This window comes from Rhodococcus sp. ENV425 (assembly GCF_002887785.1).
In the GTDB taxonomy this organism is placed as follows: Bacteria; Actinomycetota; Actinomycetes; order Mycobacteriales; family Mycobacteriaceae; genus Rhodococcus; species Rhodococcus aetherivorans.
The window spans coordinates 1-16,214 of record NZ_PCZU01000024.1 but is presented as its reverse complement, the minus strand read 5'-3'; the positions used below and the strand labels follow the sequence as shown (position 1 = coordinate 16,214).

Annotated in this window: 14 protein-coding genes and 1 pseudogene; 12 read left to right on the top strand and 3 right to left on the bottom strand. The window is 71.0% G+C overall.

The window, feature by feature from the left end; genetic code table 11:
* The 7 genes and pseudogenes from CQZ88_RS01275 to CQZ88_RS01245 all read left to right on the top strand — a co-directional run.
* Positions 1 to 781: pseudogene (locus CQZ88_RS01275) on the top strand (hypothetical protein); the annotation flags it as partial.
* A 217-nt stretch (positions 782 to 998) separates the two neighbouring features.
* On the top strand, positions 999 to 1,685 hold the full coding sequence (locus CQZ88_RS01270) for a hypothetical protein (RefSeq protein ID WP_102799133.1): 687 nt from the start codon (positions 999 to 1,001) through the stop codon (positions 1,683 to 1,685).
* 44 nt (positions 1,686 to 1,729) lie between these two features.
* The gene (locus tag CQZ88_RS01265; protein ID WP_102799132.1) at positions 1,730 to 3,664 is read left to right on the top strand and encodes a histidine kinase; all 1,935 of its coding nucleotides are present in this window, start codon (positions 1,730 to 1,732) and stop codon (positions 3,662 to 3,664) included.
* Positions 3,649 to 4,311, top strand: a complete 663-nt coding sequence (locus CQZ88_RS01260) for a response regulator transcription factor (RefSeq protein ID WP_102799131.1) — start codon at positions 3,649 to 3,651, stop codon at positions 4,309 to 4,311. The genes CQZ88_RS01265 and CQZ88_RS01260 overlap by 16 nt, the downstream gene beginning before the upstream one ends.
* Positions 4,312 to 4,459: 148 nt before the next feature.
* Positions 4,460 to 5,674, top strand: a complete 1,215-nt coding sequence (locus tag CQZ88_RS01255) for an acetyl-CoA C-acetyltransferase (RefSeq protein WP_006947448.1) — start codon at positions 4,460 to 4,462, stop codon at positions 5,672 to 5,674.
* A 28-nt stretch (positions 5,675 to 5,702) separates the two neighbouring features.
* Positions 5,703 to 7,853, top strand: coding sequence for a 3-hydroxyacyl-CoA dehydrogenase NAD-binding domain-containing protein (locus tag CQZ88_RS01250; protein WP_065923125.1), 2,151 nt, complete (start codon positions 5,703 to 5,705; stop codon positions 7,851 to 7,853).
* A 123-nt stretch (positions 7,854 to 7,976) separates the two neighbouring features.
* Positions 7,977 to 9,014, top strand: coding sequence for a type IV toxin-antitoxin system AbiEi family antitoxin domain-containing protein (locus CQZ88_RS01245; RefSeq protein WP_065923560.1), 1,038 nt, complete (start codon positions 7,977 to 7,979; stop codon positions 9,012 to 9,014).
* 38 nt (positions 9,015 to 9,052) lie between these two features.
* On the opposite strand, the gene CQZ88_RS01240 is transcribed toward CQZ88_RS01245, so the two are convergent.
* Complete coding sequence (locus tag CQZ88_RS01240) at positions 9,053 to 10,354, bottom strand: class I SAM-dependent methyltransferase (protein WP_102799130.1); 1,302 nt, start codon at positions 10,352 to 10,354, stop codon at positions 9,053 to 9,055.
* A complete protein-coding gene (locus tag CQZ88_RS01235; RefSeq protein ID WP_102799129.1) occupies positions 10,351 to 11,784 on the bottom strand; it encodes an FAD-binding oxidoreductase in 1,434 nt (477 codons plus the stop codon). Before CQZ88_RS01235 ends, CQZ88_RS01240 begins: the two co-directional genes overlap by 4 nt.
* A 137-nt stretch (positions 11,785 to 11,921) precedes the next feature.
* Here CQZ88_RS01235 and CQZ88_RS01230 point away from each other — a divergent pair, with 137 nt between their 5' ends.
* Complete coding sequence (locus tag CQZ88_RS01230; RefSeq protein WP_029547133.1) at positions 11,922 to 12,356, top strand: SRPBCC family protein; 435 nt, start codon at positions 11,922 to 11,924, stop codon at positions 12,354 to 12,356.
* Here CQZ88_RS01230 and CQZ88_RS01225 read toward each other — a convergent pair.
* The gene (locus CQZ88_RS01225) at positions 12,353 to 13,111 is read right to left on the bottom strand and encodes an Rv3717 family N-acetylmuramoyl-L-alanine amidase (RefSeq protein ID WP_006947460.1); all 759 of its coding nucleotides are present in this window, start codon (positions 13,109 to 13,111) and stop codon (positions 12,353 to 12,355) included. The two genes, CQZ88_RS01230 and CQZ88_RS01225, sit on opposite strands and share 4 nt — an antisense overlap.
* 76 nt (positions 13,112 to 13,187) lie before the next feature.
* Between CQZ88_RS01225 and CQZ88_RS01220 the strand changes: the two genes are divergently transcribed.
* From CQZ88_RS01220 to CQZ88_RS01205, 4 genes are all read left to right on the top strand, one after another.
* Positions 13,188 to 13,511, top strand: a complete 324-nt coding sequence (locus CQZ88_RS01220) for a YbaB/EbfC family nucleoid-associated protein (RefSeq protein WP_050034469.1) — start codon at positions 13,188 to 13,190, stop codon at positions 13,509 to 13,511.
* A gap of 9 nt (positions 13,512 to 13,520) precedes the next feature.
* Positions 13,521 to 14,129 (top strand): recombination mediator RecR, encoded by a 609-nt coding sequence (recR, locus tag CQZ88_RS01215; RefSeq protein ID WP_006947462.1) that lies wholly within the window; start codon positions 13,521 to 13,523, stop codon positions 14,127 to 14,129.
* Positions 14,126 to 14,683 carry a TetR/AcrR family transcriptional regulator gene (locus CQZ88_RS01210; protein WP_006947463.1) on the top strand — a complete coding sequence of 186 codons (558 nt, stop codon included), beginning with the start codon at positions 14,126 to 14,128 and terminating at the stop codon, positions 14,681 to 14,683. Before recR ends, CQZ88_RS01210 begins: the two co-directional genes overlap by 4 nt.
* 100 nt (positions 14,684 to 14,783) lie before the next feature.
* A partial coding sequence (locus CQZ88_RS01205; RefSeq protein WP_102799128.1) for an MFS transporter occupies positions 14,784 to 16,214 on the top strand: 1,431 nt, incomplete at its 3' end.

Below are 16,214 nucleotides of genomic sequence, written 5' to 3'. Positions count from 1 at the left end.
CGGTGCCGCGAGCACGGCGACGGCCGTGATCGTCGCCGAGCGCGACCCCGGCAGCTACGAACTCGCCGAGAGCAGGGGCACCGCGAAGGCGTTCGCGATGCTCGTTCCGCTCGCCTACCTCGCCTTCATCGTGTATCTGCTGCTGGGCAAGTTCACCCAGGTGGTGCCGCCCCTGCAGGGTGGGGACGCCGCGGCCATCGTCGGTGGAATCGCGGCGCTCATCCTGTTCGCGGCCGCCGCGTCCAACGACAGGGGCGGCTTCCTCGAGACCACCTCCGAGCACCTCGTCGACGGTCTGGTGTTCGCCTTCAAGGCGATGGGCGTCGTGCTGCCGATCGCCGGCTTCTTCCTCATCGGCAACCCCGACTTCTCCGGTGCCATCCTCGGCTACGCGGACGGCGAGACGGGTCCGGGAATCCTGTTCGATCTCGTCAACGCGGCACAGTCGCACCTGCCGCAGAACCCGTTCGTCACGTCGTTCGGCATCCTGCTCATCGGCGTGGTGGCCGGGCTGGACGGGTCCGGCTTCAGCGGTCTGCCGCTGACCGGTTCGCTGTCCGGCGCGCTGGGCCCGGCGGTCGGCATGGATCCGTCGACCCTCGCCGCGATCGGGCAGATGGGCAACATCTGGTCCGGCGGCGGGGTGATCGTCGCGTGGTCGTCGCTCGTCGCCGTGGCCGGATTCGCCCGCGTCCCCGTCCTCGACCTGGCCCGCAAGTGCTTCCTGCCGGTGATGGCGGGGCTCGTGCTCAGCACGCTGTTCGCCGTCCTGGTCTACTGATTCGCCTGCAGCGCGGTCACTCTCGCGCGGAACGGTGCTTGTCGCGCGCGTCCTCACGCGCGCGGCAAGCACCGACGCGCGCGAGGACCGGTCCGGCATCCCGCCGGAGGAATCCCACCGGGACGGGACGGGTGTCCCTGGCGACCGGGACGCCGGGCGCAGCAGCCTCTCCGTCAGGCGCAGAGCGCGCCGGTACGACGGGAGGGACACCGAACCGATGAGCACAGTGAGCGTGACGGAGGACGGACGCACGGCCGCACGGCGCGCGTCGTCGAGCGCCTGGGCATGGTCGGGGGCCGTTGCCGGGCTCGCCGGGGTCGTCGCCATCCAGGCGAGCATGGGTATGGGCGCCGCCTACGACGAATCCACGGCCGGCAACGCGCCCGCGATCGCCGAGGCGTTCGCGGGCGAACGAACCCCACTGCTGGTGATGCACCTGTCGCTCATGGTGTCGACGGTGCTGCTGCTGATCTTCGCCGCCGGCCTGCAGCGCCGCCTGCGGATCGCCCTGCCCGAGGACAGCCTGCTGCCGTCGGTCGCGGCGTTCGGTCTGCTGCTCACGGCGACCGCCGGACTGCTCGGCGCCGGCCTGGACACCGAGCTGCTGTTCGGGCTGAGCGAGCCGGGACAGATGGTCGCCGAGTTCGCCGTCGTCGGCGCGCACTGGGTCGGCACGATCCCGTGGCTGTGGGTCGGCGCGGGGGTCAGCGGCCTGGCGGTGGCGGCCGCGTCGCTGCGCCACGGCGCGACGCCGCGGTGGCTGGGCTGGGCGAGCGTGGTGCTCGGCGGCCTGACCGTGCTGCTCGGGATCTCCCCGCTGCAATACATGGCCGGCTTCGTCGGTCCCGTGTGGGTGCTCGTCGCCGGCATCGGATTCGCCGTCTCCGACAGGGCGCGCCGATAGGCTGCCGCGCGACGGATCCGGCCGCGGGGCATACTCACCGCATCATGGCTGTTGCGGGCGCATCCGAGACGGCGGCGGGCACCGGTGGCGCACCGGTGCCCGCCGCCGTCGTCGCCGTGCTCTCGGGGGGCCTGGCCGTCGCGGCCCTCGTGGTCTTCGCCACCGCCCGCCCGGACCTCGACTCCGATCAGCTGTTCTTCCTCGTCGACGCCGTGGGTGCCGCGGTGTACGGCACCGTCGCCGGCGTGGTGCTGGCGCGCCGGGTGCATCCGGTGCCGATCCTGCTGTCGCTCGCATCGATCGGCGTCGGGCTCTCGGCCCTGAGCTACGCCTGGACGAAGCTCGCGGAGGTGCGGCCCGGGCTGCCGTTCGCCGGGGTCCTCGCGCCGCTGCAGAGCACCGCGTGGATCCCCGGCACCCTGGCGTTGTTCCTGGTGGTGCCCTGGCTGGTCCGCGACACGCCGCTCGACCGGCGCGCCCGCCTCGGCGTGCTCGCCGGTGCCGTGGTCACCGCGTGGTTCTTCTGGGCCCGTACCTTCACCGGCACCGCCGTCGGCTGGCTCGTGCTGCCCGTCGTCACGCTCGGCCTGCTCGCCGCTGCGGACATCACCTACCGGTGGCGGTGCGGCCCGGTCTCCGATCGCATCGGCCTGGGCTGGCTCGCGCTCGGCACCGCCCTGATGGCGGTGTCCTACATCCCGCTGGCGGTGCCCGGCCTGCCGTGGATGCTCACGCCGCTGCTGCACCTGGCCACGCAGGCGTTCTACCCGGTCGCGATCCTCGTGGTGGTGCTGCGGCAACGGCTGTGGGGGCTCGACCTCGCGGTCGGCCGCGCCGCCGTCGCCGGCAGCCTCGTCGCGGTACTCGCCACCGGCTACCTCGCCGTGACCGCCACCGTCGCCCTGATCCTGCCGACGGACGGATCCGTCGTCGCCCAGGCCATCGCCGCGGTCGCGGTGGCCCTGGCCGTGCAACCGGTGCGGGCCTGGCTGACCCGGCGCGTGCACACCCTCGTCTACGGCGAGGGCGACGACCCGGCGAGCGCGGTGCGCCGGCTCGGCCGGCACTTCGCGGGGGCGCAGACGCCGCGGCGGCTGCTCGAGGACCTCGCCGCCGGAGTCGGTGTGGCGCTGCGCCTCGAGTCGGTGACGGTGCGCCGCGGCGACGAGGCGCTCGCCCGATGGGGCACCCCCACCGGGCCCACCGAGCAGGTCGTCCTGCGCGACGGCCGGCTCGAGGTGACCGCCCCGCCCGGTGAGACGCTGGGGCCCCGCAGCTTCCGCGCGCTCGGCGAACTCGCCTCCGTGGTGGAGGCCGGGCTCGTGGTGCTGCGGTCCTCGGAGGAGCTCGACGCGGCGCGCGACCGGCTCACCGAGGCCCGGCTCGCCGAGCGCCGCACCATCCGCCGGGAACTGCACGACGGGCTCGGTCCGTCCCTCGCCGGTATCCGGCTCGGGCTGCAGGGCGCCCGCAACCTCATCGACAGCGACTCCGCCGGCGCCGCTCCGCTGATCGACTCGCTGCTGCGCGAACTCGACCACCAGGTCGAGGGCGTGCGCGAGCTCTCCCGGGGGCTGCTGCCGCCCGTCCTGGACGAGCTGGGTCTTGCCGCCGCGCTGGAGGAGATGTCGGCGGTCCACTCGCGCAGTGGATTCCGCGTCGACGTGGACGCCGATGTGCCACCGCGCCGGGGCGGGGCGGTCGTCGCCGCGGCGTACGGCATCGCCGCCGAGGCGGTCACCAACGCGCGTCGGCACAGCGGTGCCGACGGGTGCCGGGTGCTCGTGCGGGCGGCGGCGGACCGGCTCACCCTCGAGGTACGCGACGCGGGCCGCGGGCTGGACCGGAACGCGCGACGGGGCGTGGGGACGCACAGCATGCGCGAACGCGCCGAGGACGTCGGCGGCACCGTCGAGATCGCCGCGGCGCAGCCGCACGGCACCGTCGTCACGGCGGACCTCCCGTGGGGCCCGTCGTGAACGCCCCCGCGGCGATCGCCGTCGCCGTCGTCGACGACCATCCGGTGTTCCGGCTCGGGCTCGTCGCGCTGCTGGGCACCCTCGACGGCATCGAGGTGGTGGCCCAGGCCAGTTCGGTCGCCGAGGCGCTCGAGGTGATCACCGCGGACGTCGACGTCGTGCTCATGGACCTCGAACTCGGGGACGGCTCGGGCATCGAGGCGACCCGGCAGCTGCTCGGGCGGTTCCCCGAGCTGCGGGTGCTGGTGGTGACGATGCACGAGGACGAGGAGTCGCTCGTCGCCTCGGTGCGCGCCGGGGCGCGCGGCTACCTCGTCAAGGGTGCCGACCCGTCGGGTGTCGAGCGGGCGATCCGCGCCGTCGCGGACGGCGAGGTCATCGTCGGTGCCGCCGTCGCCGCCAAGGCCATCGGGGCGATGGCCGCCTCCCGCACCCTGGCGCCGGCGGTGTTCCCGGAACTCACCGATCGCGAACGCGAGGTGCTGGACCTGATGGCGCGCGGGCACGACAACGCGGCCATCGCCCGCCGGCTGGTGCTGAGCCCGAAAACGGTGCGCAACCACGTGTCGAACGTGCTCGGCAAGCTCGGCGCGGCCGACCGGTCGACCGCGATCGTGCGGGCCCGCGAGGCCGGTCTCGGGGCGTGAACGTCCGCTCGGTTCGGTCACGGACTCCGCTCGGTTCGGTCCTTCAGTCCGGGGGGTCCCGGCTCCTAGGGTGAACGAGGTCGGGCGTGACGGCTGTCACGAGCCGCCGCCCCTCGCATCCGCAAAGCACGGGAAGGAACCCTGCACTGTGACCTCCGAGGCATTCATCTACGAAGCCATCCGAACTCCGCGCGGCCGCGGCAAGAAGACCGGGTCGCTGCATTCGGTCAAGCCGATCTCCCTGGTCACCGGCCTGATCGACGAACTGCGCGTGCGGTTCCCGGACCTGGACGAGAACCGCATCTCGGACCTGATCCTCGGCGTCGTCGGACCGGTGGGCGACCAGGGTGCCGACATCGCCCGCACCGCCGTCACCGCGGCGGGCATGCCCGACACCGTGGGCGGCGTGCAGATCAACCGCTTCTGCGCCTCCGGCCTCGAGGCCGTGAACATGGCCGCGCAGAAGGTCCGCTCCGGCTGGGACGAGCTCGTCGTCGCCGGTGGCGTCGAGTCGATGTCGCGGGTGCCGATGGGCTCGGACGGCGGCCCGTGGGCCCTCGACCCGGCCACCAACTACGACACCTACTTCGTGCCGCAGGGTGTGAGCGCCGACCTGATCGCCACCATGGAAGGCTTCAGCCGCGAGGACGTCGACGCGTACGCGCTGCGTTCGCAGCAGCTGGCCGCGGCGGCGTGGTCCGGCGGGTACTTCGCCAAGTCCGTGGTGCCGGTCAAGGACCAGAACGGCCTGACCGTCCTCGACCACGACGAACACATGCGTCCCGACACCACCCTCGCGGGCCTGGCCGGGTTGCAGCCGTCGTTCGCGATGGTCGGCGAGATGGGCGGTTTCGACGCCGTCGCGCTGCAGAAGTTCCACTTCGTCGAGAAGATCGACCACGTCCACCACGGCGGCAACAGCTCCGGCATCGTCGACGGCGCCGCGCTGGTGCTCGTCGGCTCCGAGCAGGCCGGCAAGGACATGGGCCTGACCCCGCGCGCCCGCATCGTCGCCACCGCCACCTCGGGTGCGGACTCGACGATCATGCTCACCGGCCCCACCCCGGCCGCGCACAAGGTCCTCGCCGCCGCCGGCCTGACCGTGGACGACATCGACCTGTTCGAGATCAACGAGGCGTTCGCGTCGGTCGTGCTCAAGTTCCAGAAGGACCTGAAGATCCCGGACGAGAAGCTCAACGTCAACGGCGGCGCCATCGCGATGGGGCACCCGCTCGGCGCCACCGGCGCCATGATCACGGGAACGATGGTCGACGAGCTCGAGCGCCGCGGTGCCCGCCGCGCCCTCGTCACCCTCTGCATCGGTGGCGGCATGGGCGTGGCCACGATCATCGAGCGTGTCTGAAACTTCGGAAGGGACTGGGGAATTCACAGTGACTGAGAACAACATGATCGGCTGGGAGCGCGACGCCGACGGCATCGTGGTGCTGACCCTCGACGACCCGAACCAGGGCGCGAACACCATGAACGAGCTCTACAAGGCGTCGATGAAGGCCACCGTCGACCGCCTGGCCGCCGAGAAGGACGACATCACCGGTGTCGTGATCACCTCCGCGAAGAAGACCTTCTTCGCCGGCGGCGACCTGAAGAACATGATCAAGGTCGGCCCCGAGGACGCGCAGCGGATCTTCGACGAGGTCGAGGGCATCAAGGCGGACCTGCGCCGGCTCGAAACCCTCGGCAAGCCCGTCGTCGCCGCGATCAACGGCGCGGCCCTCGGCGGCGGTCTCGAGATCGCCCTGGCCACCCACCACCGCATCGCGGCCGACGTCAAGGGCGTGCAGATCGGCCTGCCCGAGGCCAGCCTGGGCCTGCTGCCCGGCGGCGGCGGCGTCACCCGCACCGTGCGCATGCTCGGCATCCAGACCGCGCTGATGCAGGTGCTGCTGCAGGGCAACAAATACAACCCGGTCAAGGCCAAGGAACTCGGCCTGATCGACGAGGTCGTCGGCTCGATCGACGAACTCGTCCCCGCCGCGAAGGCGTGGATCAAGGCCAATCCCGAAGGCGGCGTGCAGCCCTGGGACAAGAAGGGCTTCAAGATCCCCGGCGGCACCCCCGCGTCGCCGTCGTTCGCGGCGAACCTGCCGGCGTTCCCCGCGAACCTGCGCAAGCAGCTCAAGGGCGCCCCGATGCCCGCCCCGCGGGCCATCATGGCCGCCGCCGTCGAGGGCTCGCAGGTCGACTTCGACAACGCGTCGAAGATCGAGGGCCGCTACTTCACCGAGCTGGTCACCGGCCAGGTCGCGAAGAACATGATCCAGGCGTTCTTCTTCGACATGCAGGCCATCAACTCCGGGGCGTCGCGCCCCAAGCAGGCCGACGGCACGCCGTTCCCGAAGACCACCTTCCGGAAGGTCGCCGTGCTCGGCGCCGGCATGATGGGCGCGGGCATCGCCTACGTGTGCGCCAAGGCCGGTATGGACGTGATCCTCAAGGACGTCTCGATCGAGTCGGCGCAGAAGGGCAAGGCCTACTCGGAGGGCCTCGAGGCCAAGGCGCTCGCCCGCGGCAAGACCACGGAGGAGAAGTCCGCGGCGCTGCTCGCCCGCATCACGCCGACGGCCGACGCCGCCGACCTGGCCGGCGCGGACCTGGTCATCGAGGCCGTGTTCGAGAACACCGGCCTCAAGCACAAGGTGTTCCAGGAGATCGAGGACGTCGTCGCGCCGGACGCGGTGCTCGGGTCGAACACCTCGACCCTGCCGATCACCGGCCTCGCCGAGGGAGTGAAGCGCCAGGAGGACTTCATCGGCCTGCACTTCTTCTCCCCGGTCGACAAGATGCCGCTGCTCGAGATCATCGCGGGGGAGAAGACCTCCGACGCGACGCTGGCCAAGGCGTTCGATCTCGCCCAGCAGATCCGCAAGACCCCGATCGTCGTCAACGACTCGCGAGGATTCTTCACCTCCCGCGTCATCGGCACGTTCGTCAACGAGGCGATCCGCATGGTCGGCGAGGGCATCGAGCCGGCCACGATCGAGCAGGCCGGTTCGCAGGCCGGCTACCCGGCTCCGCCGCTGCAGCTGTCGGACGAGCTGAACCTGACGCTGATGCAGAAGATCCGCAAGGAGACCGAGGCTGCCGCCGAGGCGTCGGGTCTGAAGGTGCCGCAGGACGATTCGACCACCGTCGTCGACTTCCTCGTCGACGAGGGCCGCCCGGGCCGCGCCGGTGGCGGCGGCTTCTACGAGTACGCCGACGGCAAGCGCACCCGCATCTGGCCGGGCCTGCGCGAGAAGTTCAGCAGCGCGCCCACCGACATCCCGATCCAGGACCTGATCGAGCGGATGCTGTTCATCGAGGCCATCGAGACCCAGAAGTGCTTCGACGAGGGCGTGCTGCGTACCACCGCCGACGCCAACATCGGCTCGATCCTCGGCATCGGCTTCCCGGCCTGGACCGGTGGCGTCGCGCAGTACATCGCCGGCTACCCGGGCGGTAAGGAGGGCTTCGTCAAGCGCGCCGAGGAACTCGCCGCCAAGTACGGCGAGCGCTTCACCCCGCCGGCGTCCCTGCGCTGACGCGCCCGTGCGTGGTTTTGGTAGCAATCGCTGCCAGAACCACACACGAGTTGTCCACAGGCAAGGGCTCCCGACCACGGTCGGGAGCCCTTGCCCGTCGCCGGGTCGGCCATCATCGACGGCATGGGGGACGACTTCGGGAAGAGCGAGATTCAGAAGCTGGTCGACGATCGGGCCGGCCTGGTCACACAGGCGGAGCTGACTGCGCTGGGGGTGGGCCGTGGAGCGGTCCGGCATCTGCTCGATACGGGACGGTGGCAACGTGTCCTGCAGGGCGTGTATGCCGTCAGCAGCGGACCGTTGACGCGGACCATGGTGCTCGAGGCGGCCCTGCTGTATGGGGGCGGAGCGGCGATGCTCAGTCACCGGACCGCGGCGGAGGTGTGGGGCATGCTTCCGGTCGACGACACCGCACCGGTTCACCTCACCGTTCCCGTGGGGAAGTCGGCACTGCCGCAGCGAGCCACGGTGCGGGCACCGGGACGGAAAGCGAAGCTGCCGGTGTCGAAGCCGACTGCCGTCCTCCATCCGGGGGTAGTCGTGCACCGGTCACGGGCACACGCACACATCGGCGTCGATCGGTACTTGCCGCGCACGACCAAGGTCGACACCGCACTGGATCTGGCCACCGCGCAACCGTCGCCGCGGGAGGCGTACCTGTCGCTGATCGCCACCGTGACGAACGCCGGCATCCGACTGGCCGATGTGCGTCTGCGACTCGAGGAACGACCGCCGTATCGATATCGGAGTTCGCTGGCAGAGGCGGTGACGTTGCTCGCAGACGGGGTGCAGTCCGTGCTCGAATACCACTACGCGATCGACGTCGAGCGTGCACACGCTCTGCCCGTGGCGCGCCGGCAGAGTCCGGTCGTCGTGGACGGCAGGACCCTGTACGAGGACTGCACGTACGACGGCGCCGGATGCCCGCTCACGGTGCGGTTGGACGGCAGGTGGGTCCATTCGATGCGCGAAGTCGCCTTCCGTGACCGGCGCCGCGACAACGCCGCCGAGCTGGCCGGCCGGTCGCGACTGGTCTTCGGATATCGGGAGGTGGCGTCGTCGCCGTGCGACGTCGCGCGGGAGGTCGAGACGGTACTGACCCGGCTGGGCTGGGTCCGGGACGAGCCGAACCCCTGCAGCTGCCGTGCGCGGTTCTGGTAGCGGGCACTACCAGAACCACGCACGGGCGGCGGAGCCGCCTAGGCCACCCACCAAGGGCGCAGCGGGACGTTCGGCTCCTGGTCCGGGCCCAGCTTGACGGCCAGGACGTGGTGCAGCTGAACGACGTTGCGTTCGAAGCCGAGGCGGGAGCCGGCCATGTACAGGCCCCAGACGCGGGCGGTGCCCTCGCCGACCTCGGCGACGCAGGCGTCCCAGTCGGCGACGAGGTTCTCGCACCAGCCCTTCAGGGTCAGCGCGTAGTGCTGGCGCAGATTCTCCTCGTGCAGCACCTCGAAGCCCACGTCCTGGACCTCGGTGATGATGCGGCCCGAGCCGGTGAGCTCGCCGTCGGGGAAGACGTACCGGTCGATGAAGCCCCCGGCCTTCACGGGACCGCGGTTGACCGGGCGGGTGATGCAGTGGTTGAGCAGCAGCCCACCCTCGCGCAGCTTCTCGTGCAGCCGCCGGAAGTACGCCGGGTAGTTCTGCACGCCGATGTGCTCGGTCAGCCCGATCGACGAGATCGCGTCGAAACCGGTCTCGGGCACGTCGCGGTAGTCGGAGAAGCGGACCTCGGCGAGGTCGGTGAGCCCCTCCTCGGCGATGGCCTTCTGCGCCCACTCGGCCTGCTCACTCGACAGGGTGACGCCGAGCACCTTGACGCCGCGCCGCGCCGCGTACCGGACCATCCCGCCCCAGCCGCAGCCGATGTCGAGAAGCCGGTCCCCGGGCCGCAGCCGCAGCTTCTCGAAGACGAGGCGGTACTTGTTCTCCTGCGCGTCCTCGAGGCTCTGTGTCTCCGAGTCGAACAGGGCGCACGTGTACGTCATGGAGGGGCCGAGGACGCGCTCGTAGAACGCGTTGGAGACGTCGTAGTGGTGGTGGATCACCTCGGCGTCGCGGCTGCGCGAGTGCCGCAGGCCCTCGGCGAACCGGCGCCAGCGCGGCAGGTGCTCCTGCGGGGGCGGCGCGATGGGCTTGAGCGTCTCCAAGCCCAGCGAGCGCGCGATCTGGGCGAGCGTCAGTGCCGGCGGGCGCTGGAAGTGCAGGTCGCCCAGGGCCTTCAGGAGCTCGTACGGGTTGCCGGGGTGGACGCCCTCGGCCTCGAGGTCACCGGAGACGTAGGCGCGTGCCATGCCGAGGTCGCCGGGGGCCGTCGCCAGGTAGGTCGTGCCGCGCGTCGAGGTCAACCGCAGGCCGTACGGGGCGTCCGTGGGGCCGGCGCTGGAGCCGTCGTACGCGGTGAACCGCACCGGCAGCTCGCCGCCGGTCACGGTCTCGAGGATCTGGGCGAGGGTGAGCCGGCCGTCGTTCGTGCGTGGTTCTCGCAACGTGGTCATCTGTTGTGCACCGCCTTCGAGAAGAGGTCCAGCAAACGGGATTCGGGATCGTACCGCTTCTTCAGGGCGGGATAGTCCCCGCCGCCGTAGTAGAGCTGCTCGAACTCCGCGCGCGAATAGTACGAGTCGGAGTACAGCGATTTGTGCCCGTCGAGCTCGGCGACCTTGTGTTCGATGCGACGGTTCGCCGCGCCTTCGATCTCGCCGGGAACGGTCGGCACCGACGACCAGAAGCCGATGTTGACGTAGGTGCGCTTCGGCTCGAGCGGGTACAGGGGCCACGGGCGCTGGACATCGCCCACTGCGGGTCCGTTCTCGCGTAACCGCAAGGGGCACAACCATGCCGGATCGATCGGTATCTCGTCGAGGAACCAGCGCAGGAACTCCGCGGTCCGCTCGATCGGCACCTCGATGTCCTGCACGACGCGTTCGCGCGGCAGGTTGCCCTTGCGCCGCTCGATGCGGTCGGCGATGCCGTAGCGGTGGTCGAGGGCGATCAGCTTCCAGTAGAAGCTGCTGCGGAGCAGGTGCTTCGGCCACAGCCGCCGGATCCGGGGGTTCTGGGCGCCGAAGGCGCGCGAGCACCAGAACCAGTCGGTGTCCCACCGCCACAGGTAGTCCCGGATGGTGAGACGGTCGGTCCTGGGATGGTTGACGGACGCGTGCTGGATGGAGCGGTAGTAGATGTGCTCGCCGGTGTAGTCGCCGACCGGGCCGGGTGCGTCGGTCTGCGTGCCGACGGTCAGGTAGGACTCGGTCGCGGAGAACATCACTCCGTCGAGATAGTCGACCGGCACCCCGGCGTGCACCCGTTCGGTGGCGATGCGGTCGAGGGCGGACTGCATCTCGTCGAGCGAGTCGAACCGCAGGTGCCGCAGCGCCACGTACGGTTTCACCGGCTCGAGCTCGATGCGCAGGCGCGTCGCGTATCCGAGGGTGCCATAGGAATTGGGGAAGCCGTGGAACAGATCCGCGTGCTCGCCGTCGGGAGTGGCGGTGACGATCTCGCCGGCCCCGGTGAGAATGTCCATCTCGAGCACCGACTCGTGCGGCAGGCCGTTGCGGAAGGAGGTCGACTCGATGCCGAGTCCGGTGACCGCCCCGCCGAGGGTGATCGTCTTCAGCTGCGGCACCACGAGGGGCGCGAGGCCGTGGGGGAGCGTCGCGTCGACCAGATCCTCGTAGGTACACATGCCGGCGACGTCGGCGGTGCGCGCGGCGGGGTCGACGGAGACGACCCCGCCGAGGCCGGACACGTCGAGGCCCGGCGCGTCCACCCGGGCCCGGGCCCGGAACAGGTTGGAGGTCTTCTTGGCCAGGCGCACAGGGGCGTCGGCTGGGATGGCGCGGTAGGAGCGCAACAGGCGCTCGACACCGGCCCGGTGGGCGGATTCTCCGCTCGGGGCTACGACTGACTTCGGCTTCTGCATACGACTCCCTGGGGCGACGCGCCGGTGGCGATCTTCACAATAGCCCCGCGGGCCCGGCCGGGCGCGACGATGAAGCAGGCAGGATGGGACTCGGTGACGGCCGCGACGTGAGCGGCCCACGAGACACAGGAGGAACAGTGGGACAGGTAAGCGCCAGCAGTTCGATTCAGCTCGCCGCAGCGCCGGAGCGGGTGCTCGAGGCCCTCGCGGACTACGAGTCGGTGCGTCCGCGCATCCTCACCGAGCAGTACCGCGACTACCGGGTGCTCTCGGGTGGCCGCGGCGACGGCACGGTCGTGCACTGGATCCTGCAGGCGACGAAGAAGCGGGCCCGCGACGTCGAGGCGCGAGTGGCGGTGTCGGGTAGCACGATCACCGAGCGGGACGCGAACTCGTCCCTGGTGACCACGTGGAGCGTGGTGCCCAACGGCACCGGTTCGACCGTGGTGACGTTGACTGAGTGGAAGGGCGCGGGTGGCATCGGCGGCTTCTTCGAGAAGACCTTCGCGCCGCTCGGGCTGCGCAAGATCCAGGAGCAGGTGCTGGCGAACCTGAAGCGCGAGCTGGACTAGAGAGCCTCGGCCGGTTCGCCGGCGAACGCGACGATCCCGGCGACGACGGCGGTGGCGTAGCGCTGCCGCCCTTCGGGGCCGGTCATCGTCGCGGCGTCCGCCGCGTTGCGCATGTTGCCGAACTCGACCAGCACGGACGGCCGTCGGGCCAGGTTGAGCCCGGTCAGGTCGTCGCGGCCGAGCAGGCCGTCGGTGCCGAGGTAGGTGGACGGGGTCAGTCCCGCGTCGACGAGGGCGTCGCGCACGGCGGTGGCGAGGGCGACGGACGGGCCGGCCTGCACCTCGTTGAGCGGCGGCGCCGAGTAGTTGACGTGGAAGCCGTGGCCGTCGGCCGGCCCGCCGTCGGCGTGCAGGCTGACCACGACGTCCGCGCCGGAGGCGTTGGCCTCCTCGGCGCGACGGTCCACGCAGGCGGCGACGGACGTGTCGTCGGGCCGGCTGAGCAGCACGTGCGCGCCGAGCCGCTCGAGTTCGGCGCGCACGAGCGTGGCCACGTCCCAGTTGAAGGTGTGCTCCGCGTAGCCGGAGTCGGTGCTGGTGCCGGTGGTCTGGCAGTTCTTGGTGCCGCCGCGACCGGTGGGCACCTGGGTGGCGATGCTCGCGTCGTTGGCGCCGTTGTGGCCGGGATCGAGGAAGACGGTGCGACCGGCCAGCGGCAGGTCCTGGTTCGCGGTCGCGGGCAGTCCCGGCAGGGACAGTGCCAGCACGCAGGTGGCGGCGACGGTGATCCGGCGGGACAGTCCACGCACGCGCATGCCGTCACGGTACCGGGGACGGACTACCCTGAGTTGCGAAATCCCGCGGAAAGGACATGCCTTGGAACCCGGTGGAATGCCCGACATGCAGCAGCTCCTTGCGCAGGCGCAGCAGATGCAGCAGCAGCTGATGGCCGCCCAGGCGGAGATGGCGCAGGCGGAGGTGACCGGCCAGGCCGGTGGCGGCCTGGTGACGGCGACGGTGAAGGGGACCGGCGAGGTCGTCGGCCTGCACATCGACCCGAAGGTCGTGGACCCCGAGGACGTGGAGACGCTGCAGGACCTGGTGATCGGCGCGATCGCCGACGCGTCGGCGAAGGCGCAGGAGATCGCCTCCGAGAAGCTCGGTCCACTGGCAGGCGGGCTGGGCGGCGGCATCCCCGGTCTGCCCGGCTTCTAGAGGAGTCACGTGTACGAGGGACCGGTCCAGGACCTGATCGACGAGCTCGGCAAGCTGCCGGGCATCGGTCCGAAGAGCGCCCAGCGCATCGCGTTCCACCTGTTGTCGCTCGAGCCGCCGGAGATCGACCGGCTGCAGGCGGCCCTGCAGCAGGTGCGCGACGGCGTCCGGTTCTGCGAGGTGTGCGGCACGGTGTCGGATCAGGAGCGTTGCCGGATCTGTTCCGATCCGCGCCGGGACCGCACCCAGATCTGTGTGGTCGAGGAGCCGAAGGACGTGCAGGCCATCGAGCGCACCCGCGAGTTCCGGGGCCGCTACCACGTGCTCGGCGGCGCGCTCGATCCGCTCAGCGGCATCGGGCCGGACCAGCTGCGGATCCGCGAGCTGCTCACCCGCATCGGCAACCAGGAGGACGGCGTCGACGTCGCCGAGGTGATCATCGCGACGGACCCCAACACGGAGGGCGAGGCCACCGCGACGTACCTCGTGCGGATGTTGCGGGACTTCCCCGGCCTGACGGTGACGCGGCTGGCGTCCGGTCTGCCCATGGGGGGCGACCTCGAGTTCGCCGACGAGCTGACCCTCGGCCGGGCGCTCTCGGGCCGACGCACACTGTGACGGCGCCGAGGCGCACCGGGGAGCAGACGCGCCGCCGGATCCTCGACGCGGCGGGCATGGCGTTCGCGACGCGCCCGTACCGCGAGATCACCCTCAAGGACATCGCCGAGGACGCCGGGGTCAGCGCGCCGCTGATCATCAAGTACTTCGGCTCCAAGGAGCAGCTGTTCGACGCCCTGGTCGACTTCCAGGAGGCGGCGCGGGTGCTGTTCGACGGCCCGCTCGGGGAGCTGGGGGAGCGGATGGTCTCGATGCTGGCCCGGCCGCTCGAGCCGTACAAGCCGCTCTCGATGAACATCCTGTTCATGAGCGGGGCGAGCGAGGAGAGCAACCGCACGCTCCGGGAGAACTACTCGAAGCAGATGATCGACGCGCTCGCCGCGCGGTTGCCCGGTCCGGACGCGCGGCTGCGCGCGGAGCTGGCGATGTCGATGGTGATGGGGCTGGCGATCATGCGGCGCCGGATGCTGGGGGAGCGGGCCACCGGTTCCGTGCCGGACGTGGTGGCGCGGTACGCGCCGCTGGTGCAGGAGCTGCTCGACGGGGCGGAGTGACAGACGGTCCGGGGTGAGACGCGGGTCACCTCTGTTGCGGGGTAAACGGCTATTCACTTAGCCTAGTAAACAATTATTCACCCCACGCGGAGGAGGACCGATGGCGTACGTGTCCACCCACCCCCTCCGGCTGCGCGGGTCCCGGCCGGACCGGCCCCTCGCCGCGGCGTCCGCCGGTGGGTCGGGAACGGCCGTCGCGCCCCGGCCGTCGCGTTTCGTCTTCCCTATCCTCGCGGTCGGGGCGATCTTCCAGGCGATCATGCAGACGGTCATGGTGCCGCTGCTGCCGAGCATGCCGACCCTGACGGGCGCCGACACCACGGCCGTGTCGTGGCTGGTGACGACCACGCTGCTCGTCGGGGCCGTGATGACCCCGATCTTCGGGCGGCTCGCCGACATGATCGGCAAGAAGCGCATGCTGCTCGTCGCCCTGGTCCTGATGACCGTCGGGTCGCTGCTCTGCGCGATCAGTTCGAACATCGCGGTGCTCATCACCGCCCGCGGCCTGCAGGGCGCGGGCGCCGCGATCATCCCGATCGGCATGTCGATCCTGCGCGAGGAACTGCCCAGGGAACGGATCGGACGGGCGATCGCCCTGCTCAGCTCCACGCTCGGACTGGGCACCGCCCTGGGCATCCCGTTCGCCGCGGCCATCGTCCAGTTCGCGAACTGGCACGTGCTGTTCTGGGTCACCACCGCGATCGGCGCGGCGGTGATGACCGCGGCCGCGGTGTTCATCCGGGAGTCCCGCACCCGCACCGGCGGCCGGTTCGACGGCGTCGGCGCGGTCGGCCTGACCGCCGCGCTGGTGAGCCTGCTCGTCCCGATCACCCAGGGCAGCACCTGGGGCTGGACCAGCCCGGCCGTGCTGTCGATGTTCGCCGCCGCCGTGGTCCTGTTCGGACTGTGGGGCTTCCAGCAGTTGCGCAACCGCAACCCCCTCGTGGATCTGCGGGTCTCGGCGCGACGCACCGTCCTGATGCCGCACCTGGCCGCCCTGCTGGTCGGGTTCGCGTTCTACGGCAACACCCTCATCACCACGCAGCTGCTGCAGGCCGACCCGGACCGCGGCGCCGGTTACGGGCTGCCGATCCTGCTCGCGGCCCTGTGCCAGCTGCCGGCGAGCTTCGCGATGATGTCGTTCTCCCTCGTCGCGGCGCGGTTGTCCGACCGGTGGGGAACGAAGGTCCCCATGCTGGCCGGCGCACTGTTCCTGCTGTGCGGATACTCGCTGCATGCGGTGCCGGACAAGCCGCTGTGGTCGGTGGTGGTGGCGCTCGGCGTCGCCGCCATCGGCACCACCCTCGTGTACTGCACGCTGCCGGTGCTGATCATGGGCGCGGTCCCGCTGGAGCAGACCGCCGCGGCGAACGGTGTCAACGTGCTGCTGCGCACCACGGGCAGCACCGTGTGCAGCGCGGTGGTCGCGACCGTTCTCGCGGCGCATCTGTCGAACGGGGGCATCACCACGGCGGGCTTCTCGATCGCCTACCTGGTGTGCGCGACGTGCGCGGTGGTGGTGTTCGTCGCC